The organism is Gammaproteobacteria bacterium (assembly GCA_024235095.1).
Lineage (GTDB): Bacteria > Pseudomonadota > Gammaproteobacteria > Competibacterales > Competibacteraceae > UBA2383.
In genome coordinates this window covers 192,505-217,825 of sequence record JACKNC010000003.1, presented here as the reverse complement: position 1 = coordinate 217,825, position 25,321 = coordinate 192,505, and the positions used below count along the sequence as shown (strand labels likewise).

The 25,321-nt window shown below is 61.8% G+C and carries 3 protein-coding genes; all 3 read left to right on the top strand.

Annotated features, from left to right (window positions below; translation table 11 throughout):
• Position 1: 1 nt before the first annotated feature.
• Genes H6973_17810 through H6973_17800 form a run of 3 tightly spaced genes read left to right on the top strand, consistent with a single transcriptional unit; the run spans position 2 to position 25,277 of the window.
• Complete coding sequence (locus tag H6973_17810) at positions 2 to 15,421, top strand: SDR family NAD(P)-dependent oxidoreductase (GenBank protein MCP5127424.1); 15,420 nt, start codon at positions 2 to 4, stop codon at positions 15,419 to 15,421.
• A complete protein-coding gene (locus H6973_17805; protein MCP5127423.1) occupies positions 15,418 to 18,657 on the top strand; it encodes an SDR family NAD(P)-dependent oxidoreductase in 3,240 nt (1,079 codons plus the stop codon). Before H6973_17810 ends, H6973_17805 begins: the two co-directional genes overlap by 4 nt.
• On the top strand, positions 18,654 to 25,277 hold the full coding sequence (locus tag H6973_17800; protein MCP5127422.1) for an SDR family NAD(P)-dependent oxidoreductase: 6,624 nt from the start codon (positions 18,654 to 18,656) through the stop codon (positions 25,275 to 25,277). Before H6973_17805 ends, H6973_17800 begins: the two co-directional genes overlap by 4 nt.
• Positions 25,278 to 25,321 lie beyond the last annotated feature (44 nt).

Genomic DNA, 25,321 nt, shown 5'->3' with positions numbered 1-25,321 from the left:
TATGACCGCTGACTTCGATCAGGACGCCACCGCGCACATCATTCAAATGCTGGCGGAAACGCTGGGCATTGACCCTGCCAGCATTGATCCCAATGAGCGATTCAGTCGTTACGGACTGAGTTCGCGCCTGGCGGTCGGTCTGATCGCCCGTTTCGCAGCGGAACTGGATCGTCCGTTGCCCGCGACACTGGTCTGGGATCACCCGACTGCAACTCGACTGGCTCGCTTCCTGACTGGCAGCGCTGACGTGCAGGAAACGACAGCGATGCGCCGGCTGCCTGATACGGAACTCATCGCTATTATTGGCATCGCCTGTCGCTTGCCCGGCGCGGCTGATCCAGAGGCTTTCTGGCGGTTACTGTTGAATGGCGTGGATGCAGTCGGTCCCATGCCGGACAACCGCTGGAACGTCGCCGCCCTTTACGACTCCGATCCCGATGCGCCGGGTCGCATGGCGACGCGCTGGGGTGGGTTTCTCGATCAGGTCGACGGGTTTGACACTGAATTTTTCGGCATCTCGCCGCGCGAGGCGCTGGAGATCGACCCGCAGCAACGCTTGGTGCTGGAGCTGGTCTGGGAGGCGCTGGAGCGGGCCGCTATTCCCGCCTCAAGCCTGACCGGTAGTCGCACCGGCGTCTTCATGGGCGCGATGTGGTCGGAATATGGTCAACTCGCTGCCGGGCTGGAAGCGATTGCCCAGCATTCCGCTACCGGGCGCGACACCGCTATTATCGCCAACCGAGTCAGTTATCTGCTGGGCTTGACCGGTCCCAGCCTGACGGTCAACACCGCCTGTTCTTCGTCGCTGGTCGCCGTGCATCTGGCCTGCCAGAGCCTGCGCGAAGGCGAAAGCACCTTGGCGTTGGCCGGCGGCGTCAACCTGATTCTGATGCCGGACAGTACAGTGGCGATGACCAAGTTTGGCGCGATGGCGCCGGATGGCCGCTCTAAAGCCTTCGATGCGCGGGCCAATGGTTATGTGCGTGGCGAAGGCGCGGGCGTCGCGTTGCTCAAACCGCTGTCTCGGGCGCTGGCGGACGGCGATCCGGTGCTGGCGTTGGTGCGCGGCAGCGCGATTAATAATGACGGTCCTTCCAACGGTCTGACTGCGCCTAGCCCAGACGCCCAGCGCGCAGTGTTGCGCGACGCCTACGCCCGCGCCCAAATTGCTCCAGCGGAAGTCGATTATGTGGAAGCGCACGGCACCGGTACGTTGTTGGGCGATCCCATTGAAGCCGGCTCGCTCGGTGCGGTGCTGGGCGCGGCGCGTGGCCCGGATCGACCGCTGATCGTCGGCTCGGCCAAGACCAATATCGGTCACCTGGAAGCTGCCGCCGGGATCGCCGGTTTGATCAAGGCCACGCTGGCCTTGCAGCATCGAGTGATTCCCCCCAGCCTGCACTTTCTTTCGCCCAATCCGAACATTGACTTTGCCCAGCTTAATCTACGAGTTCCCACAGCCCCGGAACCTTGGCTGACCGTTAACCGACCGGGCCTGGCGGGGGTTAGCTCCTTCGGTTTTGGGGGAACCAATGCCCATGTGGTTCTGGAAGAATGGCGGGCGGAGTCGCTGGTTCACTCTTCTCATCCTCCCGCCCAAAGAAATCGCCCGCTGATTTTCGTTTATTCCGGTAACGGCGCGCAGTGGCTGGGCATGGGCCGCGATCTGCTGGCGACCGAACCGGCGTTTCGCGCGAGCGTGGAGGCGTGCGACGCTGCTTTTAGCGCCCTGACCGATGCCTGGAGCGTACTGGATGAGTTAATAGCGGATGCAGGTGGGTCGCGCCTGAGCGATACAGTGGTTGCCCAGAGCCTGATGTTCACCGTGCAGATCAGCCTGACCCGACTGTTGGCATCCTGGGGTTATGCGCCCGATGCGGTAGTGGGCCACAGCCTGGGTGAAGTCGCTGCCGCCTGTGCCGCCGGGGCGTTGAGCTTGGACGATGCGGCGCGCGTGGTGTTTCACCGCAGCCGCTTGCAAGCCGAAGTCGCCGGTCAGGGCGCAATGGCGCAAGTCGAACTGACCTGGGAGGAAGCCCAAGCCGCGTTGGCGACGTACCCTGAAGTGGTGGTGGCGGGCGCAAATGCGCCAGCGATGGTTACGATTTCAGGACCGGCTGCTGCGGTGGAAACGGTCATAGGCGCATGGGCGGAGCGGGGCGTGAACAGTCAACGCATCCGGGTCAATATCGCCTATCACAGTCCGGCCATGGAAGCGCCGCGCCAGCGTTTGGTCGAGACGCTGGCTGGATTACGGCCACGCTTCGAACGCATTCCCGTTTACTCCACGGTGACCGGCACCCTCCTGCCTGGCCGCGCCTTCGACGCCGATTACTGGGGGCGCAATCTGCGCGAACCGGTGTGTTTCGCCCAGGCGGTGGCTACTCTGCCTGATGGAATCTTGGTCGAACTGTCGCCCCATCCGATCCTGACTCATGCGGTGGAACAGGGATTGGAGGCAAAGGGCGCAACGGGTCCGGCGCTGTATACCCTGATCCGTGACGAATCGGCCACGGTATCGTTGCGCCATCTGTTGGAACGCTTGAACAATATAGGCGTGGTTGCCGGGGAAGCGCCGCCAGATCGACCGCTTCACTTGTTGACGTTATCCGCCCGGAATGCCGAGAGCTTGCAGGATCTGGCGCGGCGTTATGCAGCGGCGCTGCCCGATGCATTGGCTGACGCCAGCTATACAGCTAATACAGGTCGTGAAGTATTCGGCGAGCGGGCGGCGCTGATTGCGGCGACGGCTGACGAGATGCGCGAACGGCTGGCGGCTTTGGCCAATGGGTCAGAGATGGGGCAATCTATTCAACGGAGTCATGTTCGCCCTGGTCAAACACCGCCGGTCATTTTCCAGTTCACTAACGATCTACCCCATTTAACCGGACTGGAGGCATTGCAACGCACTCAACCGGTCTTTGCTGATGCGGTCGGCGCGCTTGACCCGATCTTTCTGGATCAGACTGGCGGGTTGCTGACGGATTTACTCGCGGAGCCTGCGCCTGACAAAATCCCCCCTGACCCCCCTTTGTTAAAGGGGGGAACTGGCAAAATGCCCCTAGTGCTAAAGGAGGGGACTGAACGCGCTCTTGCATTCGGGCTGCAACTGGCGCTGGGCCGCTTGCTGTTCGTTTGGGGAGTCCGTCCGGCGAAGATTCAGGGCGAAGGAATCGGTCATTGGGTTGCCGAGACGCTGGCGGGGCGGCTGGCGGATGAAGAAGCGCTACGGCTGACGCTGGCGGGCGATTTACCGGAACTGGCGCTGGAGTCGACAGCACCAGATGCGCTGATGATCCGCTTCGGCGACGGGGACGCATGGAGGGTGCTGCTGGAAATCCTGGGCCATCTGTATGTTTCCGGGGTGACTATTGACTGGCGCGCATTTGACCGGCTGTATCCGCGCCGCCGGGTGTTATTGCCCACCTACCCCTTTCAGCGGGTGCGTTACTGGCCGACGCCACCGGTTTCCAAGCCTGCTGCATCCTGGCTTTATGAGTTAGCTTGGACGCCGGTTGCGCCGTTCCGGGTTGATCTGCCCGATCCGGGTGAGATAGTTGCGGCGCTGCCTGCTCCGGTCTTTACTGCGAAAAGGGGGCTTGCCTTACCCGCGCTACTCGATCAACTGGCGGTGGCTTATGCGGCGCACGCCTTGGCCGCTGTGCCTGAACCGGCGGTGGAACCTGCTTTCCGTTCCCGGCAACTCGCCGCGCTTCGGGGATTGGCAACCCAAGCCACAAGCGTAAGCGTTCATCTCCCCCCTTTGAAAAAGGGGGGCCGGGGGGAATTGCACACAGGCGACAGAGCCAAAATCCCCCCTAACCCCCCTTTGGCAAAGGGGGGGACTGAACGGTTACCGACGACACTGGTTGAAGATATTGCAACCCGCTATCCCGAGAGCGCGGATGAACTGGCTTTGATTCGCCGGGCGGGCGAGGCGTTGTCCGAGGTGCTGGCCGGTCGCGTTGATCCTCTGAATGTGTTGTTTCCCGATGGCTCAATGGACTGGGTGCAACCGGTTTACGAGCGCTCGCCCTTTGCCCGCGTCACGGTCGGCTGGGTGGAAACGGTGTTTGCGACAGTCGCTCCGCGCATTAGCTCCGTGATCGAAATCGGTGCAGGCACCGGCGGCGCGACCGTTCGCGTATTGCCCAGCCTGCCGGAAAGCGGACGCTATTTATTCACGGATGTCTCACCCGCTTTTCTGGATCGGGCGCAGGAGCGATTCAGCGCGCATCCCGGTTTTGCCACGGCGCGGCTGGATATTGAGCGACCGCCCGCTGAACAGGGCGTTACGGCGGCTTTCGACGTAGCGTTAGCGGTCAACGTCCTGCACGCGACCCGCGATTTGCGGACGACGCTGGCTCATGTTCGCGGTTTGCTGCGCCACGGAGGGTGGCTGGTTCTGGTGGAAGTAACGGGAGCGCCTGGTTGGCTCGATCTGGTGTTCGGGATGCTAGAGGGCTGGTGGCGTTTCGCGGATAGCGACTTGCGCGAAGCTTCGGCGCTGTTGCCGGTGGAGCGCTGGCGTGAATTGTTGGCCAAAGCCGGATTTGACGCCATTTCCGCTATTTCCGATGGCGACCGGCAAAGTCTGATTCTGGCTCGCGCCGGCGTCGTTCCGGGCCAGCGCTTGTTGCTGGGCAATCCCTCCTTTGCTGCTGAACTGGCGGAACGGTTACAAGCAGCAGGAATGCCGATTGAAGTCGCCGAGTCGATTCCAGCCGAAGGTTCATGGCGAGAAACCTGGATTCTGGATGACGAAGAAACGCCGGTTGCCGCTTGCCGCCGGTTGGCGACATTGTTTGCGGATCCCCGGTTGGGTCGGTTACGGTTGGTGGAAACGCCAGTTGCCGATCATGCGGTATTGCAAGCCGTTCGGCGTGGGTGGGCGCTAGCAGCGGGTTTAGCTGATCCAGCTCGTTGGGGTGGAACGCTGCGCGGCGCTGATCCGGAGCGCATCGCCGAAGCGTTACTGGCTTATTCCGAGGTCAGTGCTCATCTCCCCCCTTTCGTAAAGGGGGGTGGGGGGGGATTTCGCAGCGACGATGGGGTCACAATCCCCCCTAACCCTTCTTTTACAAAGGGGGGAACTGAATATGAGGAATTACTGGACGTTAGCAGCGCCGAACCGCAAGGACTACGACTTCGCTCTTTAACGGCGCTAGACAACGGGTTGCCGGTGCGCGCTGATGCGACTTACCTGATGATCGGCGGTCTCGGTGTTTTGGGAATGCGCTTTGCCCGCTGGCTGGTTGAACGCGGGGTGCGACATCTAGCGCTAGTCGGGCGTCGCCCCCCGTCCGCCGAGGCGGCAAGCGCCATTGCGGCATTGAAGGCCGCTGGCGTACAGGTCTGGACCTTCGCCGCCGATATCGCCGATCTCGACGCCATGCGCCAGGTCATGGCGTCGCTGGCCAGGCAAGCGCCGCCGCTGGCCGGGATTATCCATGCCGCCGGAACCGCTACAGACGATCCGGCGGAAGCCTTGGCGGTCAAGCTCGATGGCGTACGCATTCTCGATCAGGTCACCGCCGAAGCAGCGCCGGAACTGTTCCTGCTGTTTTCATCTGCTGCCGGAGTTTGGGGCGCGAAGGGGAAGGAAGCTTACGCCGCCGCCAACGCCGCGCTCGATGCCTTTGCTGCAGAACGGCGAAGTCGGGGACTGCCGGCGCTGAGTATCGCCTGGGGCCGCTTCACCGAGCGCGGTCTGTTGTCCATCGCCGAGGATGCAGCGTTGGCCGAGATGGGCCTTGAAGCGATGGAGCCGAAATCGGCCTTTGATCTGGCCTGGCGCTTGACCGGCGGCGAACGGCCTCATGCCGTCATCGCCAAGGTGGATTGGCCGCGATTCCGCATAGTTTACGAAGCGCGTGGTCATCGCCCCCTGCTGGATGAACTGCCGCGCGCTGAGATCACCCCTGCTCTGGTTACTCCACGTCCTGCGCCTCTTGTCGGAGAAAGTAAGGAGGACGTATTTGACCAAGTGCGGCGGCTGGTAGCGGAAACCCTGGGTCATGCCGATCCGAAAACCGTGGCCCCCGACCGAGGATTTTTCGAGTTGGGCCTGGATTCATTGATGGCGGTGCGGTTGCGCCGACGCCTGGAGGAAGCCCTGGGTCGATCCATTCCCGCAGCGGCGCTGTTCTCCCACCCAACGGTCGCTGCGCTCACCGATTGGCTCGCGCCCTCAGCAGCGCCACCGACTCCTCCTGAGACTCTGGCGATTTCCAGCCGTGTGGATGCATCCATCGCGGTTATCGGCATTGGCTGCCGTTTCCCCGGTGGCGTGGTCGATCCCGACGGGTTTACCCGGCTGCTCTTTGAAGGCCGCGATGCCGTTACTGAAGTCCCGCCCATGCGCTGGGACTGGCGCGAATGGTTTTCTGAAAATGCGGATACTCCTGGCTTTATGGTCAGCCGCTGGGGCGGTTTTCTGGAGGACATCGACCAGTTTGACGCCGCCTTTTTCAACATCCCGCCCAAGGAAGCGGCTTACATGGACCCGCAGCAGCGCCTGTTGCTGGAAGTGGCCCATGAGGCGGTGGAACGGGCGGGATTGAGTCAGGAACGGTTAACCGGAACGCGCACCGGGGTTTTCGTCGGCATTACCAGCAACGATTACGCGGCCCTGGCACGGCGCGGTCCGCCGGAACATCTGGAAGCACAGGCGATCACCGGTCAGCCCAATAACACGGCGGCGGGGCGCATTGCCTTCGCCCTGGGATTGAATGGCCCGGCGATTGCGCTGGACACCGCCTGTTCGTCCTCACTGGTCGCCTTGCATCTGGCCTGTCAATCGCTGCGCTCCGGGGAATGCAGCCTTGCTCTGGCCGGTGGAGTGAACCTGGTGTTGGCCCCCGAAACCTCAGTGATTCTCTCCCGCGCCGGCATGTTGTCGCCGACCGGTCGTTGCCGTACTTTCGATGCGGGCGCCGATGGCTTTGTGCGTGCTGAAGGCTGCGGCGTGGTGGTTTTGAAACCACTGTCAGCAGCGCTGGCAGACGATGATCCGATACTGGCCGTCGTGCGCGGTTCAGCGATCAATCACGACGGGCGGGCCAGTGGTTTTACTGTCCCCAACGGTCGCGCCCAGGAACAGGTGATTCGGGCGGCGCTGGCGGACGCGGGTTTGAAGCCAGCGCAAATCGGCTATGCGGAAGCCCACGGCACCGGCACGGCGCTGGGCGATCCGATTGAAGCGCATGCGCTGGAAGCCGCTTTGGGGGAAAACCGCACGACGCCGTTGTATGTCGGTTCGGTGAAAACCAATATCGGCCATGCGGAATCGGCGGCGGGCATTGCGGGCTTTATCAAAACGGTCTTGGCGCTGGCGATGGAACAAATTCCCGCCAATTTGCACTTTAACCGGCTCAATCCGCATATTCGTTTGGACGGATTGCCGCTGGTTGTGCCGACGGTGACGACGCCCTGGCCAGTGATCGAGGGTCGACGCATCGCCGGAGTCAGTTCGTTTGGGGCCAGTGGCACCAATGTGCATGTTATTGTCGAAGCGCCGCCGCTTCCTGCTCCTCTAAGTGAACTGAATCGCCCAACGACGCCTTTTCGCCGTAAGCGCTACTGGCTCGACTGGATGGATACCCGTCGTCAGCGTGATGGCGCGCGTGATCCATCCGCCGACTGGGTCTACCGGATCGAATGGGAAGGCCGCGAGGGGTTGTCCGCTGACCCGGAAAGCCTATTGGAACCGACCCCGGCGGGCCTACTCTGGTGGGCCGGACTTGACGCGCAACCGGACACAATTCCAGCGTTGTGCGAGGCGCTTAAACAATTCGTTGAATCCGCTGAAGCGCCCGTTTGGGTGATCACGCGCGGCGCGGTGAGCATTGACTCCGCTTCTACCACCCATCCCGCTGGCGCCGCCTTATGGGGATTGGGCCGCATCCTGGCGTTGAGTCATGCGGAATATTGGGGCGGATTGATCGATTTGGATCCAGCCGCCGACCCGGCGCAGGATCGAGCGATGCTGGCGGCTTTCCTGGCCGATCCACAAGGGGAAGATCAGGTTGTCCTGCGCAAAATCCCCCTTAACCCCCCTTTTTCAAAGGGGGGAACCGCATCTCAGATTTCTAACCTCTCTTTTTCAAAGGGGGGAACTGTCTATCAGATTTATGCGCCACGCTTGGCGCGCTGGTCCGCGCCTTTGCCGGAATCGGGTCCGATTCGCCCTGACCGAACCTGTCTCATCACCGGCGGACTGGGCGGATTGGGTCTGGCGCTGGCCGGTTATCTGGCGGAAACGGGAGCGCGCTATCTGGCGTTGATCGGTCGCCGCCCGCCAAAGGATGAAGCCGCAAAGATTATTGCAGGGCTGGAAAGCCGAGGCGTCACAGTTGCGGTATTCGCCGCCGATGTGGCCGATACCGGGCGTATGGCTGAGATAGCGGCGCACATTGAAAAAAACCTGCCGCCGGTCACCTACATCTTTCACGCAGCGGGCGTCAAGAACGGTGACTTTGCCACGGTGTTGCGTCCGAAGTTGGCGGGCGCTCAGGTTTTGCATGACCTGTCGCGCAATTGGCCCGTGGAAGAATTCGTACTGTTCTCGTCGGCAGCAGCGGTGTGGGGTGACCGGCGTCTGGATGCTTACGCCGCTGCGAACGCCGCCCTGGATGGCTTCGCCCATTGGCGTCGGGCGCAGGGATTGCCAGCGCTCAGCATCAATTGGGGCCGGTTTGACGTGCGCGGGATGCTGGATGCGGAAGGCGCAGCGCTGTTGGACCGGATGGGGCTAGACCCGATTCCGACGAATCTGGCGTTTGCCACGATGCGCCGTTTGGCAGCGATCGATCAACCGCAAGCCACAATTGCAGCAGTGCGCTGGCCGGTTTTCAAACCCATTTACGAAGGTCAGCGTCCCCGTCCTCTGCTGGCGCGACTGGGATCAACTCCTGCTGCTGCATCCACCGCTGCGCCTGCGGTTGCAGAGAAGTCCGCAGAGGTCGGCAAGCTGACGCTTCCGTGGGTATTAGCCCGATTGCGGGAGCGGGTTGCGGAAATTCTCGGCGTGGATCAACCCGAAGAACTTGATGTTGAACGCGGGTTCTTTGCCCTGGGTCTGGACAGTTTTGGCATCGTCGATCTGCGGCGGCGACTGGAAACCGAGTTTGGGGTGACGTTGCCGGCATCCGTCCTGTTTGAAGCGCCTTCCATTGCGGCGCTGGCGGCGCGTCTCGCGCCGGGTTCGGCCCCCTCCTCCCTTAATCTTTCTCCTACTATCCAGTCCCCCCCTTTGACAAAGGGGGGTGAGGGGGGATTTTGGCCCCAGCGCCCGCACGAAATCCCCCCCGACCCCCCTTTTACAAAGGGGGGAGATGTAAGCTGTATTGAACCCATCGCCATTGTCGGACTGGGATTGCGTCTGCCAGGCGGGGTTCACGATCTGGCGAGTCTGGAAAGTTTACTTGTGGCGGGAATTGAAGCGGTGGGCGATCAACCCGCGGAGCGCTGGGTTGGCTCGTTGCCTGCTGATCCGGCTCGCCGCCGGGGCGGGTTTCTGACCGGCATTGACTGTTTCGACGCCGATTTCTTCGGCATCAGCCCGCGCGAAGCGGCGCGGATTGACCCTCAGCATCGCCTGTTGTTGGAAGTCGCCTGGGAGGCGTTGCAACACGCGGGCTGGTCGCCGCCGATGCTAGCGGGAAGTCGCACCGGCGTCTTTGTTGGTATTACCGGAACGGAGTACGCGACGCTGGCGGCGCACGGCGGCCCGGACGCTCATGCCGTGGGCGGGCAGTTCCTCAATGTAGCCGCCGGACGCATTTCCCACACCCTGGGACTAACCGGACCCAGTCTGGCGGTCGACACCGCCTGTTCCTCTTCGGCGATGGCGGTGCATCTGGCCTGCCAGGCGCTGCGGTCGGGCGAGTGCGATACAGCGCTGGCCGGCGGCGTCAACCTGATGTTGATGCCGGAAACCACCGAAATGCTGATCCAGGCCCGGATGTTGGCGGCGGACGGTCGTTGCAAGACTTTTGACGCAGCAGCAGATGGCTACGTGCGGGCGGAAGGTTGCGGACTGGTCGTTCTCAAACCGCTTGCCCAGGCCGAGGCCGACGGCGACCGGGTGTTCGCCGTGATTCGTGGAACGGCGGCAAATCATGACGGCACTTCCAGCGGTTTCACCGTACCCAACGGCGCGGCTCAGAAAGCGGTGATGCGCGCCGCGTTGGCTCAGGCTCACATAGATCCAGTCTGTGTGTCTTATGTCGAGGCGCATGGGACCGGTACGTCGCTGGGCGATCCGGTGGAACTACATGCGCTTGACGCGGTTTATGGCGGTGGGCGCGCCCGTCCGCTGTGGGTCGGTTCGATCAAAACGCTGATCGGCCATGCCGAAGCGGCGGCAGGCATTGCCGGACTACTGAAACTGATCGCCAGCCTGCATCTTGAATGCATCCCGCCACATTTGAACTTCAAGCGACTGAATCCGCACATTCAGGTATCCACCGAGCGAGTGACAGTCGCTGCTGAGGGTGCGCCGTGGGAGCCGATCAAGGGTCGCCGATTAGCGGGTTTAAGCGCTTTCGGGGCAAGCGGAACGAATGTGCATTTAATCGTGGAGGCTCCCCCTTCACCCCTGGCCCCTGTTCCAGAGAGCGATGGAAGTCGTCTGTTGATCCTTTCAGCCCGGCGTGCGAGCGATTTGGATCGGTTGGCTAAGGATGTTCTGGCTGCGCCGGATTGGCGGCAAGCCTGTCAGGAGGCCGTGCTGACTCGCGATGGTTTGCCACATCGACTGACCGTTGTTGCAACGGATTCCGATGAGTTGCGGCGCAAGCTGGCCACGGCGCCGCGCAGTCGGGCCGGACAACCGCGCATTGCCTTCCTGTTCACCGGTCAGGGGTCGCAATATCCCGGCATGGGGCGAATTCTTTACGAGCGGGAGCCGGTGTTCCGGGAGGCGCTGGATCGTTGCGCTGAAATCGCACGAGGTCGCCTGGCTAGGCCGTTGCCGTCCTTATTATTTGATGCAAACCGGCCACTGGTCGCCACCGAACATGTTCAACCGGCGCTGTTCGCCCTGGGCTACGCCCTGGCGGAATTGTGGCGGCATTGGGGCGTGGAGCCAATAGCGGTTCTAGGTCACAGCGTGGGTGAAATCACCGCTGCTTGTGTGGCGGGCGCGATGACGCTGGAAGACGCAATGACGCTGATCATTGAACGCGGTCGCCTGATGGGAGCTTTACCCGCTGGCGGCGCAATGGCGGCGGTGCTGGCCCCGGAAACGGACATTACTCAGGCACTGGCTAAGGCGGAGGGCAGAGTGGTCGTTGCAGCGCGTAATGGGCCGACGAACCTCGTGTTATCCGGCGACGAGACCGTTCTGGAGGCCGTGCTGGCCGAACTGACGGCGCACGGCGTGGAAAGCCGGCCATTGATGGTCAGTCATGCTTTTCACTCGCCGCGCCTCGATCCCATGCTCGATGATCTGGAACAAACAGCGGGCCGAATCAGGTTTGAACCGGCCCGTATTCCGGTGACCGCCAATCTGGACGGTCAGGCGCGCACTCGGTTCGATGCGGCTTATTGGCGCGCTCAGGCGCGTAACGCCGTCGCTTTTGCGGAGGGCATGGCTACTCTTGCCGAACTGGGTTGCGATACTTTTATTGAGATCGGGCCACAACCGGTGCTGTGTGGTCTGGGCCGCGCCTGTCGTGAAGATGGCGCATGGATGCCCAGCCTGCGCCGGGGCGAAGACGAACAGCGCACTTTGCTGGAAGCAGCGGGAACTGCCTGGCGACTGGGCGCACCGATCCATTGGCGTCGGGCGCTGCGCATCACGCCGCGTGAGAGCGCGCCCTTGCCGCCCTATCCTTTCCGTCGCACCCGGCATTGGCTGGAGAAAATCCCCGATCACGCTGTTTCGCCTCGAACACGCTGGTTTGGCGCCCGCCTGGATTCCCCGGCCTTCAACGGAACGATCTACAGCGACCGGTTGAGGCCGGAGGATGTACCGGGCCTGGCCGATAGCGGTCATTTAGTTCATGTGGGTCTGCATCTGGCTTTTCTCGCTGCGGCGTTGAATCAGGCGAATGCCGGTCCCGTTCAAATCGACGACGCGGCATTCCCACGCGCCTTGACGCTGGATGCGCCGCACGATCTGCAAATTGTTCGGGAGCCGGAGGGCTGCGTGACGCTGTTTGCGCGTTCCGGGGAAGGCGGTTGGGTCGAGCATTTTCAGGCGAGTGTGATGGTGGGTTCGTCATCGCAAATCCCGGCAATCGATCTTGAATCTGTGAGAAACCGTTGTGGCCAAGCGGCGGCCCAACAAGATTTTTATGCTGACCTGGAGGCGCGTGGTTTCCCACTAGGCTCGAACCTGCGCCGCATCGAGCGGCTTTGGCGTCAACCCGGCGAAGCTTTGGCGCAATTGTCCGCGCCAGCGGTGGATGAACCTTTGGCCTTCGGGTTGCCCGCCGCCTTGATTGAAGCCGGTGTTCAGTTACCCATCGCGGCCTGTCCCGAGCGGACGGGCGCTTATATGCTCATCGGTTGGCGGCGATTCACTCGTACTGTATCGGCTTACCGGCCAGGAGCCTGGATTCGCGCCACAGCTTCCGCCAGCGCCGATGGCAGCCGGTTGGATGCGGACATTACGTTGTGCGCCGATGATGGCGAGACGCTGGCGCGTATCGAGGGAGCAATCCTGGCGCGCATTGATCCGGCGGCGCTGCCGTTCAATACCCATGTGCGTTCATCGCCAGCGGAGCAACCACACCCGGCTTTGCCCTGGATCGGCGAGCTGGTTTGGGAGCCGACGCCCACGACTGAATCCACACCGGCAACGTGTCGTCTGCTGGCTACGGGTTCAGAAACTGAAACTTTGGCGACACGCCTGATGACGGATCGTCCCGAACGGTTCGGCGCATCTGGAACTGTCACGGCGCTGCTGATGGAAACCGATCCAGCGATTGAGCCGGCGGCGCTGGCCCATGTGCTGACCGCCATGCATTCTCGCCCGTCCGCAGCCCGGCTATTTCTCATCACTCGCGGCGTCTGGACACCGGGCGCTGATGTGCAAGCAGTCGCTAAAGGCGGCGCGGGTCTTTGGGGATTGGCTCAGGCCGTGCGGGCGGAGCGGGCCGATCTTGTTGTGCGCAATGTTGATCTCGATCCTACGATGGATCTGTTACCGGCGTTGCTGGCGGAACTGGCTGACAATGGCTCGGAAACCGCCAGCGCCTGGCGCAATGGCCAACGCTTCGCAACGCGGCTGCAACCGCGTCAGCCGCTGGAATCGCCCACCGCGCCAATGCGCCTCATTTACTCCCCTCGCCCGGAGGGAGAGGGGTTGGGGGTGAGGGCTGTTCCCCTGGAGCGCCGCGCCCCTGGTCCTGGTGAAGTCGAAATCGCCGTAATTGCCGCTGCGCCCAATTTCCGCGATCTACTGGTCATCCACGACCGGTTCCCAGCGACGCCAGGGCTGGGCGCGGATTGCGCGGGCCGGATTGCCACGGTGGGGCCGGAAGTCGCTGATTTCGCGCCCGGCGATCCAGTGATCGCCTACGTCCCGAACGGGCAAGGCTCGCTTGCTACGCATGTGACGTTGCCAGCCCGCCTGACGCGACCCAAACCCGCACCGTTATCTTTCACCGCTGCGGCTGCGGTTCCCGTTGCCTACCTCACTGCCTGGCATGGCTTGATCGAACGGGCGCAACTGAAAGCCGGCGAAACGGTCCTCGTCCATGCTGCCGGCAGCGGCGTAGGCTTGGCGGCCATCGCCATTGCGCGTCTGATCGGCGCACGAGTGCTGGCGACCGCCAGTCCGGCCAAGCAGGCTAACCTGGTTGCGTTGGGTATTCCGATTATCGGCAGTTCACGGGATGGTGCTTTTGCTGCTGCTGCTCGACAGGCGACCGAGGGGCGGGGCGTGGATGTCGCCATTGGCGCTTTTGACGTCCTGGCTCTGGCGGCGCGGGAGTCGCTGGCCGATAGTGGGCGTTTGATCGACCTGACCCGGCGCGGGGAGCCGGGTGAAATTGATCTGGATCATCTGGCTACGCAGGAACCGGACGCTTTTGCCCGGTTGTTTGATGCAGTCACTGAAGCGTTGGACGATGGTCGATTGCCGCCGTTGCCGCATGAAACTGTATCCTGGAATAAGAGCGTTCAGTTCCCCCCTTTGAAAAAGGGGGAGACTGAACAGTTACCTCAACTCTTCCACCGTCAGATTCAGGGCCGCACGCCAGGCCGCGTATGTCTGAGACTGGCCGAAGAACCACCATTAGCATTAACTGGAACCTGGCTCGTCACCGGGGCCAGCGGAGCGATTGGCGTGGTGTTAGCGCAGCATCTCGCCGCGCGTGGCGCTCGCCACCTGGTCTTGCTGGATCGTGTTGCGCCGCCCTCTGAACGGTTAGCCGCGTTGAACGCGCAGGGTGTTGAAGCGCTGCCCGCAGTTCTCGATATCACGGATGAATCGGCCATGACCGCGCTCTTCGCTCAGGTGCGCGCTGAGTGGCCGCCGCTGACCGGCATCGTGCATACTGCGGCGATCACCGACGATGCGCCGCTCGCTGAACTCAATGCCGAACGCTTCGCGCAGGTTTTCCGGCCCAAGGTTGAAGGCGCGCGATTGCTCGACCGGCTCAGTCGCGGGTTTCCGGTGCGCATCTTCGCTCTGTTCTCCTCGGTGGTGTCGGTATTGCCCTCGGCGCGACAGGGAGCGTATGCCGCCGCCAATGCCGCGCTGGATCATCTCGCGCGGCAACGCCGAGCGCTGGGTCTGCCCGCAACGTCGATTCACTGGGGGCCGTGGGCGATGGGCATCGGTCACAGCATGGGCCAGCGCGCCGAAGCCGTCTGGCGTTCCTGGGGTGTGCAACCGTTGACAGAAGCTGCGGGTCTGGCGCTGTTCGACGATTTGATGAGCGGCGATAGCGACCCCATCGCCCTGGACATCGACTGGCGTCGTTACCTTGTCCAAATGGGTGATCCGCCGCCGTGGCTGTCCGCTATTGAAGAATCAGACTCCAAGCTTCGGACATCGGGAGAGAGTCAATTACCCCTTACTCCTGAAACATTGCGAGCGTTGATTCAGGACACTGTGGCGCGCGTCCTCGGTCATGCGGAATCCGCCGCGATTGAATCCGACCGTCCATTCAGCGAACAGGGGCTGGATTCATTGATGGCTACCGAGTTAGCTGCAACGCTCAGCACCGCGTTGGGCATCCGCTTACCGGGAACGCTGGTCTACAATTATCCAACCCTCGACGCGCTCGCAGCGCATTTGTTAACCCGCATCACACCAACTGCGCCGCCGCCAGAAGCCGATGTAACGATTAACGCTGCTCACCCACAAGCAGCAGAAGAATTGGAGGAGGGTGCCGACGATTTGTTGAATCAACTGGAGGACAAATTGGCAAGCATTGACCGGATGCTGGAGCAGAATCGGTGACGAACCGCCCGACTGCCGAAACTGAAGCCCTGCGTCGCGCGCTAAACGCTCTGGAGCGAATGCAGGCGCGTTTGCAAGCGGTTGAGCACGCCGTGCGCGAGCCGATTGCCATCGTCGGTTTGAGTTGCCGTTTTCCCGGTTCGGAAGGCCCCGAAGCGTTTGCCGATTTTCTGGAAAAGGGCGGGGATGCTGTATGCGACGCGCCAACGGAACGCGCTGCGCCTTTTGCCGCCGTTGCCTCGGATGAAATTCGACGAGGCGGGTTTTTTGCCGATATTGCCGATTTCGATGCCGAACGCTTCGGTTTGTCCGATGCCGAAGCACTGGCCATGGACCCTCATCAACGGCTGTTGCTGGAATTGGCTTGGGAAGCGCTGGCCGATGCCGGTCTGACCAAAGAGACGCTGGCGGGAACCCGTACCGGCGTCTATCTGGCCCTGGGCGCGCAAAATAGCGACTACGCCTGGTGGTTGCTGAACGATCCCCAACGGCTCAACGGGCAGGTCATTAGCGGCAGTTTCCACAGTTTGATGCCGGGGCGTCTCTCCTACTTGCTGGATCTGCGCGGACCGAGCCTGGTGGTGGACGCTGCCTGCGCATCCGCTTTAACCGCCATGCATCTCGCTTGCCAGGCGCTGCGCCGACGGGAATGCGACACCGCTTTGGTTGCGGCGGTTAATTTGGTGCTGTCGCCGCTGGTGTCGCTGGCCGTGCAACAAAGCGGATTGTTCTCCGCTACCGGTCGTTGCCGTTCCTTTGACGCTGGGGCCGATGGTTTCGTGCGCGGCGAAGGCGGCGGGGTTCTGGTGTTGAAACGACTTTCCGATGTGGTAGCGGCAGATGATGAACCGTGGGCCGTGATTCCGGGAAGCGCCATCGGTCAAGATGGACACGGCAATGGGTTAAGCGCTCCACACGGTCCCGCACAGGAAGCGGTGCTGCGTCAGGCGCTGGCGGAAGCCGGGATTGAACCGGCGGCGGTCGGCTATGTGGAAGCCCATGCGACTGGCACCCGCTTGGGTGATGCGATTGAAGCGCAGGCTTTAGGCGCAGTCTATGGCGTCCAGCGCGCCCATCCCTTGCGCATCGGCGCGGTTAAACCCAATCTCGGTCACCTGGAGGCAGCCTCGGGGATGGCTGGACTGATCAAAGTCATTCTGGCGATGCAGCGCCGCCGCATTCCGCCGACTTTGCATGTGGAACGGCTGAATCCGGATATCGATCCCATTGAATTGCAATTGGAACTGGTGACAACGCCAACGCCTTGGCCGGAAGATACTGCATTCGCCGGCGTCAGCGCCTTTGGCATGAGCGGGGCCAGCGCGCATCTGATTGTTGCCCCCCTCACCCCCAACCCCTCTCCCTCAAAGGGAGAGGGGAGTTCAATACGATCTGTGCGCAAATCGCGTCCTCTGTCACCGCCCTTTCAGCGCCGCCGCTTTTGGCCGGATGACGACCGAAGCGGCCAACTCCCCCCTTTGGAAAAGGCCAAAATCCCCCCCCACCCCCCTTTGTTAAAGGGGGGAGATGATTTACTTCATCAACTGGATTGGCGTCCTGCTCCAATAGGTGAGCTGCGCCGCGCCTCTGGACGCTTGCTGTTATTGGGTGATGAAGCATTGGCCCGCCGGCTGGCGCCAGGACTGACCCAGGCCGGATTCACCGCAACGATTGCTACAACAGAACAGCTATCGGACGATCCTGAAGCGCGGCTGCTTTATCTGGTGGGCGGTGGGCCAGAGCCAGACTTGACGACGTTGCGCGAGCGGGAAGCCCAGATGTTGGGTGGTTTGTTGCGCCTGGTTCAAAGCGTGGCGGAGCAGAAAACCCGACAGTTGCGAATCGTCACCGAAGGCGGCTGGGATGATGGACTGACCCCAGCTATGGCACTGGCGCTGGGCCGAACCATTGCGCTAGAGCATCCCGAATTGAATTGCCGGCGGATTGATCTCGATCCACGGCTGGCCGATCCAGCGGCGGTTCTCGCGGCAGAACTGGCGTCCGAGGATCACGAAGAATGGGTGCGTCATACGCCAAACGGGCGGCTAATCCCGCGTCTGAAACTCTTAACGGTCAAGTGCAGCCCGTTTGTAGCCCGGCCTGACGCCGTTTATCTGATCACCGGCGGCATGGGCGGCATTGGACGACAAGTGGCGGGATGGCTAATCGCGCATGGCGCACGGCATTTGTCGCTGATGGGCCGCACTGTTCGCGAATGCCCGGAACGCGCTGCCTGGGAAGCGCAAGGGGCGCAAATTAGAACCGTGGCGGCGGACGTGGCAAACGCCGATGCCCTGGTGAAGATGCTTGCTGATCTGGATGCCGAAGGTCTGCCGCTGGCCGGTGTATTCCATGTTGCCGGTGTGACTGCCGATCAATTGCTGTTCCGTCAGGACTGGCCGGGATTTGCTCAGGCGTTGCGCGCTAAGGCGGAAGGCGCGCTGGTATTGCATCAGGCGACTAAAGATCGACCGCTTGATGTTTTCGTCCTGTTTTCTTCTATTACCGCCCTATGCGGTTTGGCGGGAACCGGCGCTTATGCCGCAGCCAACGCTGCGCTGGACGCCTTGGCCCGCTGGCGACGGCGTCAGGATTTGCCTGCTTTGAGCATCCAGTGGGGCACTTGGGAAGGTTCCGGCATGACGGCAACGGCAGGTGAGGAATTGGCCGCTCAATGGCAAGCCCACGGTCTGATGCCTTTTTCTCCGACAACCGGCCTCGCTGCTTTGGAAGCGTTGCTGTCCGCGCCGGAAGTGAGCGAAGCCATAGCAGCGCGGGCTGACTGGTCCCGGTTGGCCCATTGGGCGCAAGAAGAAGGTTCCGGCGCGGAACTCTATGCGGAGCTGGTTCCAGCAACCGACGCCACTCGCCACTCGCCACTCGCCACTCGCCACTCACTGGAAACCCTGGTGCGTGAGTCTGTAGCCGAGGTGTTGGGCCTGACTGTGACGGACCCGGCACTGGATCGGCCTTTTGGCGAACTGGGCCTGAACTCGCTGGCGGCGATTACCTTACGCAACCGATTGTCCGGGCGACTGGGCACCCCCGTTCCGGCCACGCTCGCCTTTAACCATCCCTCGGTGGCCGCCATCGTCCGCTTCCTCACTGCACGCTCGATCACGGCTTCTCCAGCGCCTGCCGCGAACCGCGCCCGGATCGAGCGCATGACCGAATCAGAGGCGGAAAGCCATTTAACTAGCCTGTTGGCCGAACTTGAGTCGAAATCTCGCCGATGACCACCTCTTCTGACGTTGATGAATTAAGTCCGCTCAAACGCGCCATTCTGACTATTGAGGATCTAAAAACGCGCCTGGCTCGCGCCGAGGCTCCGACGCCGATTGCCGTGATTGGCCTCGGTTGCCGGTTTCCAGGGGGAGTTAATGGACGAGTCAATGGACCTGAGGCGTTTTGGCGCTTGTTGATAGAAGGCCGCTCCGGCATTGTCGAAACGCCGCCGGATCGCTGGAATAGCGCGGACTGGTACGATCCCGACCGTGATGCGCCCGGCAAGATGAATATGCAGCGCGCCGGATTTCTCACCGGAGGGATTGACCGGTTTGACGCCGGTTTTTTCGGCATCGCCCCGCGCGAAGCCACCAGCATGGACCCGCAACAACGCCTGTTGCTGGAAGTTGCCTGGGAGACGTTGGAGAACGCGGCGCTCGCTCCTGATCGGTTGAAAGGCGCGAATTGTGGCGTTTTTATCGGGCTGTACAACAATAACTACGCGCTGACCGGGCGCGGCTCGCCTGCTCCCGAAATTATCGACGGCTGGTCGGCTTCGGGCAATCACACCAGCATCGCTGCAGGTCGCCTGTCCTATTTGCTGGATTTGAAAGGGCCGAGTCTGGCCGTTGACACTGCCTGCTCTTCGTCGCTGGTCGCAGTGCATCTGGCGGTGCGCAGTCTGCAAACCGGTGAGTGCGCGCTGGCCCTGGCAGGTGGTGTTCATTTGCTGTTAGCGCCCGAGGCGCTGGTGGCCAGCACCAAACTCGGCGCGACTGCGCCCGATGGTCGCTGCAAGGCGTTCGATGCTGCCGCCGACGGCTTTGGTCATGGCGAGGGATGCGGTCTGGTCCTGCTGAAGCGCCTGCCGGATGCGTTGGCGGATGGCAACCGCATCCTGGCGGTCATCCACGGTTCAGCGGTTAATCAGGATGGCCGGTCCAACAGCCTGACCGCGCCCAACGGTCCAGCCCAGGAAGCAGTCGTCCGCGCCGCACTGGAGCGCGCTGGCATTGCGCCGCGTCAGGTGTCCTACGTGGAAGCCCACGGCACCGGCACCCGGTTGGGCGACCCTATTGAAATCGAAGCGCTATCCGCCGTACTGGGCGCAGAACGGGATACGCCGCTGATCGTGGGTTCAGTCAAAACCAACCTTGGTCATCTGGAAGCCGCTGCGGGCGTCGCTGGATTAATCAAAGCGGTGTTGTGCGTTGAGCGCGGCGTGATTCCACCGCATCTGAACTTTACGGTGCTAAACCCGGAGATCGACCCGAAACCCGCGCATCTGGTGATTCCCACACAACCAATGACCTGGGAAGGCGTGGATGGGCGACGGATTGCCGGAGTCAGCGCTTTTGGCTTTGGCGGCGCGAATGCGCATCTGGTGTTGGAAGCGCCGCCTCTCACCCCCCACCCCGACTCTCCCCCACAAGGGGAACCTTTGCCTGTTCAAGTTTTGCCGCTCTCGGCGTGCGATCCACAGGCGCTGGCCGAACTTGCCGCGCGTTGGGCGGACTGGCTGAAGGAAACTTCTGAACCATTCCCCGCGATTGCTCACACCGCTGGCGCGGGCCGAAACCACTTCGCGCATCGCCTGGCGGTTACGGCATCCGATGCGCGCTCCGCTGCTGCTGCATTGCGCCGCGCTACCCCGGTTGAGGTGCAAAGGGCGCCGCGCATCGCCTTCCTGTTCACCGGTCAGGGATCGCAATATCCCGGTATGGCGCGTCGTGCTTATGAATGTTTCCCGGTCTTCCGCGCCGCGCTGGACCGCTATGCCCGCATTCTTGACGACCTGCTGGGCGGTTCGGCGCTTGATCTGCTGTTTGGCGATGCGTCGATTGACGCCACCGGTCTTGCCCAACCGCTGGTGGTGGCCGTGGAACTGGCCTTGGTGGATCTTTGGCGTTCCTGGGGCATCACTCCGGTTGCGGTCATGGGCCATAGCGTCGGTGAATATGCCGCCGCCGTCGTAGCGGGCGTGTTTACCCCGGAAGAAGTGTTGGCCCTGATCGCGGAACGGGGGCGGTTGATGCAATCGTTGCCAGCGGGCGGCGGCATGTTGGCGGTCTTTGCGCCGGTTCAAGCGGTAGAATCTCTGCTGTCGGTCACAGATGGCGTTCTCGATCTGGCAGGATTCAACGGTCCCGCTAATACCGTTGTGTCCGGTGATCTGGCGGCGCTCGACCGACTGGCCAGACAGTTAGACGAACACAATATCGACAGTCGCCCCTTAGCGGTTTCCCACGCCTTTCATTCTGCATTGCTGGAACCCGCGCTGCCGGGACTGGAACAGGCGGCCCGCCGGTATGGCGTGCGCCGCGCTCACCTGCCGCTGGTTTCCAACCTGACGGGAACGCCGCGTGAGATCTTTGACGCGGGTTACTGGCGTGAACACGCGCGTCAACCCGTGCGTTTCATGCAGGGTCTTGAAACCTTGAAAGCCCTGGGTTGCGACGCTTTTCTGGAAATCGGGCCACAAGCGGTATTGACCGCATTGGGTAAAGCAGCGTTGGACGATGGTCATTGGCTAACCTCGCTGCGGCGTGGGGTTGCAGATGATGTCTGTCTTGCCGAGACCTTGGCGGGGGTTTATTGCACTGGCGCAGCGGTCGATTGGACGGGCGTGTTCGCTGAAACCCAGCCAGGTTGGGCAACCGCGCCAACCTATCCTTTTCAGCATCGGCGCTATTGGCTGGATACGCCACAGCAAAGGGTTAAGGTTTCTGGTCCATTAAACCGGCTAGAAGCCAGCTCCACGTCGCAAGGTTCAGCCCTGGTCTACGATTTCTACGACGAATTAACGGTTGTTTCATGCACTTACGAAACAGACAGCACTGCGGATTTGGATGCAGAAGCGCATCTAACCTTCGGCTTCCTGCCGGAACCCTTGCCCGGTTTCTCCTGGGTTCGAGCGCTGTTCGAGAAGAACGAAAATCCGGACGCTCACACGCTGTTCCGCGCCAGTCAGCGGGAACTCAAGGACAGTCTATTCACAGGCATCGACTTTTCCCGCATGAAGCGCGTGTTCGATTATGGCTGTGGTCACGCGGCGGATTTATGCAGCCTGGCCCTGCATCATCCACATCTTGAACTGTGGGGCTATACGCTGTCTGCCGGACAGGTCGATGTTGGAGCTAAGCGCATCGCCCGGCTGGGTTTGCAAAACCGGGTTCAAGTCCACCGCGCCGACTCCAGCGCCGTTCCTTTTCCTGGGGTATTCGATCTGATCTTCGGCTTCGAGGTCACCGGCCTGATCGCTGACAAAGAGGCTCTGTTCGACAATATCGCCGCTCATCTGGCGCCGGGCGGGCTACTGGTCATCGCCGACTTTGTAGCAACCGCTGATCCTATCGCTAACCCAGAAACGCACTCTTTCACGCCAGACTTTCCCCAGTGGGCGGCATTGTTCAGCAACCGGCGCTTGCGGCTCACCCGAGCGGTGGACACCAGCCTTGAAATCGCCAACTGGCTCGAAGATCCAAACATCGAAACGAACGTCGCCGCACTGGCCGCCCGTTTTGGTTTAAGCGAACTGACCTGTCGACACCTGCTGTCGAACGCTAACATCGGCAGAGCCTTGCGCGCTGACCTCATGCGCTACCTGCTGTTGACCGCGCAACCTGCGCCACATGAGCAGGAAACCGTACTGCGGGAAACGAATGAAGGGCTGTTACGCAACGCCCAGCGATCTCAAAATCCCCCCGGCTTCGCCACCCCCCTTTTTCAAAGGGGGGTTAGAACGGGCGTTACTCCCCCCTTTGAAAAGAGAGGCATTACTCCCCCCTTTGAAAAAGGGGGGTTGGGGGGGATTTCCCCATGGCAACAATGGCTCTATAGCATCGACTGGCTCACCCTGCCGAACCCCGAACCCCTGTCGGATCCCTCGGTTATCGCTGATAGCCTCACTCCCGACGTCAAACGAGAACAGGTCGCTTTGCAGCCGTTCGCAGCAACCGGCGCAACGGCTGACCGATTGAGTCTCGACTATACGGTCGCTGCTTTCCGCACGCTGGGCTGTACCGATGTGGACGCCGCCGCCAAGGTCGAAATTGCGCCGCCCTTCCGCCGATTACGCGACCGGTTGGTCACGGTGATGAAGGCGGCGGGTCTGCGTGAACTGCCGGATACCGGCGATCTGGATGCTCGCGCCGCCGAGGCATTAGCACGCTACCCTGAAGCGGAAGCGGAATTCACCTTGCTGCGTCGTTGCGGCGGGCAGTTGAGTCAAGTGCTGACCGGACGAGTCGATCCGCTGGAATTGTTGTTCCCCGGCGGCGATATTCGCTTGGCCGAGCGGCTGTACGAGCACTCTCCATTTTCACAGGCCGTGCAGCGCCTGGCTGGCTTGGCGATCGCTCGCTTACCACGCGCCCGGCCTCTGACTTTTCTGGAAATCGGCGGCGGTTCCGGGGCGACAACTGCGCATCTGTTACCACATCTGCCTCCAGGTAGTCGTTACCTGTTCACCGATTTAGGCGCGGGACTGGTCGCTCGGGCGCAGGACAAATTTGCCGGAGCCGGTCTGGATTACGCCGTACTCGATATCGCTCGTCCACCGGAAGGACAGGGAATCGCCGCTGGTGTCTGGGATGTGGTGGTCGCCGCCAATGTATTGCACGCGACGCCCGATCTGGCGCGCACCCTGAACCATGTCCATGAATTGCTGGCGCCCGGTGGCCTGCTGTTGCTGATCGAAAATACCGGACGCCTAAACTGGGGAGATTTGACTTTTGGCCTGACTGACGGCATGTGGAATTTTACCGACACGGCATTGCGCGACTATGCCCTGTTGTATCAACACCAGTGGCGGGAACTGCTGCCGCGCTGTGGGTTTGAAAAAGTTTCCATTCTCACGCCGGGCGAGCCGGATCAGGGTGGCCTGTCGCAGCAATGCGTGATTCTGGCGCAGCGCAAGGTACAACGCCATTGGTTGCTGGTCGGCAGCCCGGACGAGCTGACTGCGCCGCTGTTTCAAGCGCTGACGGCGACTGGAGATTCATGTGCGTGTATTGAAGCGCTTCCAGAACAACCCGATGAGTTATTGGCGAATATCAGCGACGTGGTCTATCTGGGCGCGGTCGCCGCCACTGATCCCTTGCAGCAGAACGCCGTGTTGGCTCCAGCGCTGGCGCTGACCCAAACGCTGATCAATCGGACCGAGTCACTACGATTGACCTTAGTTACTATGGGCGCTCAGGCGGTAGGTGACGCGGTCCATGTAGCGCAAGCGACCTTGCTGGGCTTTGGTCGCGCATTGATGAGCGAGCGGCCTGAATTCCATACCCGCCTGATTGATCTTGATTCCGCCGGTTCTGTGACCGATCAAACCGCTGCGCTGGCCAGTGAATTGACCCTCGAGCGTGAACGCGAAATTGCCTGGCGCGGCGGCATCCGCCGGAAACCGCAATTGATCGGTCGTCCAGCCATGCTCGCTCCGCCGTTGCGTTTCGATCCCGCCGCCAGTTATCTGGTCACCGGCGCTTTTGGCGGACTGGGTCTTAAAGTTGCGGCTTGGCTGGTCGAACGAGGAGCACAGACGCTGATCCTCGCCGGTCGCAACCCGCCTGCGCCGGAAGCCGAAACCGTACTGGACGCCTTGCGTGGTCAGGGCGTCAACATCATTCCTGTCCGCTGTAACGTGGCGGATCGTTCTCAGGTTCAGGCGCTGATCGCTACTGCGCAAGAGACGGCTCCGTTGAAAGGCGTGATTCATGCCGCCGGGGCGCTGGCCGACGCCAATCTAGCCGGCCAAAGCTGGGAGAAGTTCGAGCGGGTGCTGGCGGCCAAAGTGTTCGGCTCCTGGCATTTGCATGAACTGACCGCTCATCTTGATCTGGAGCATTTCGTATTGTTCTCATCTGCCGCCGGATTGCTGGGACCCGCTGGACAAAGCAATCACGCCGCCGCCAATAGCTTCGTTGACGCACTGGCTCATGCACGGCGTTCGGCTCATTTACCTGCGCTGGCGATTGACTGGGGCGCTTGGGCGGAAGTGGGGGCGGCGGTGCGCGATGATCTGGAAGCGCGTGTGGAACGCACCGGATTAATCCACATGGCGCCCGATCAAGCGTTGGCGGCGCTCGCCTGGGTGATGAGCCAGAAAGCGACGCAAATTGCGATTGTGGACGCTGACTGGGTGGTTTATCGCCAACGCTTTCCGTTGGGTGGAGCGCCAATCTTCACACCCAGCCCTTCTCCCACCGGGCGAGAGGAGACAGGCCCCTTCACTCTCCAGGAATCAGCTACTTTGCACGAGCAGCTGGCTGCTACGCCCCTGTCGCACCGGATGGAGGTTTTGCTGGATGCGATTCGTGCGCAAGCCGCCCGAATCATGCGCCTGGACGATGCGAATACCATTACGGATGAACGTCCGCTGCGCGATCTGGGCCTCGACTCGTTGATGGCGGTGGAAATGCGCAACGCGCTGGCCGCGCAGGTCGGCGTCAAGTTGACGGCGACTTTATTGTTCGATCAGCCGAGCGTCGGTGCGCTGGCTACATTCCTGGCGAAGGGCGCTTTAACTGACCTGTTCCCAACCGCGCCTGCTCCCGAAACCGAAGCGGATCTGGCTGGACTGGATGCCGCCGCTTTATCGGCGCTGCTGGCTGCTGAGCTGGGAGATGAATAAAAACGTCCGAATCCGCAGTGGATAGGAACTGATGAAACAGGTCT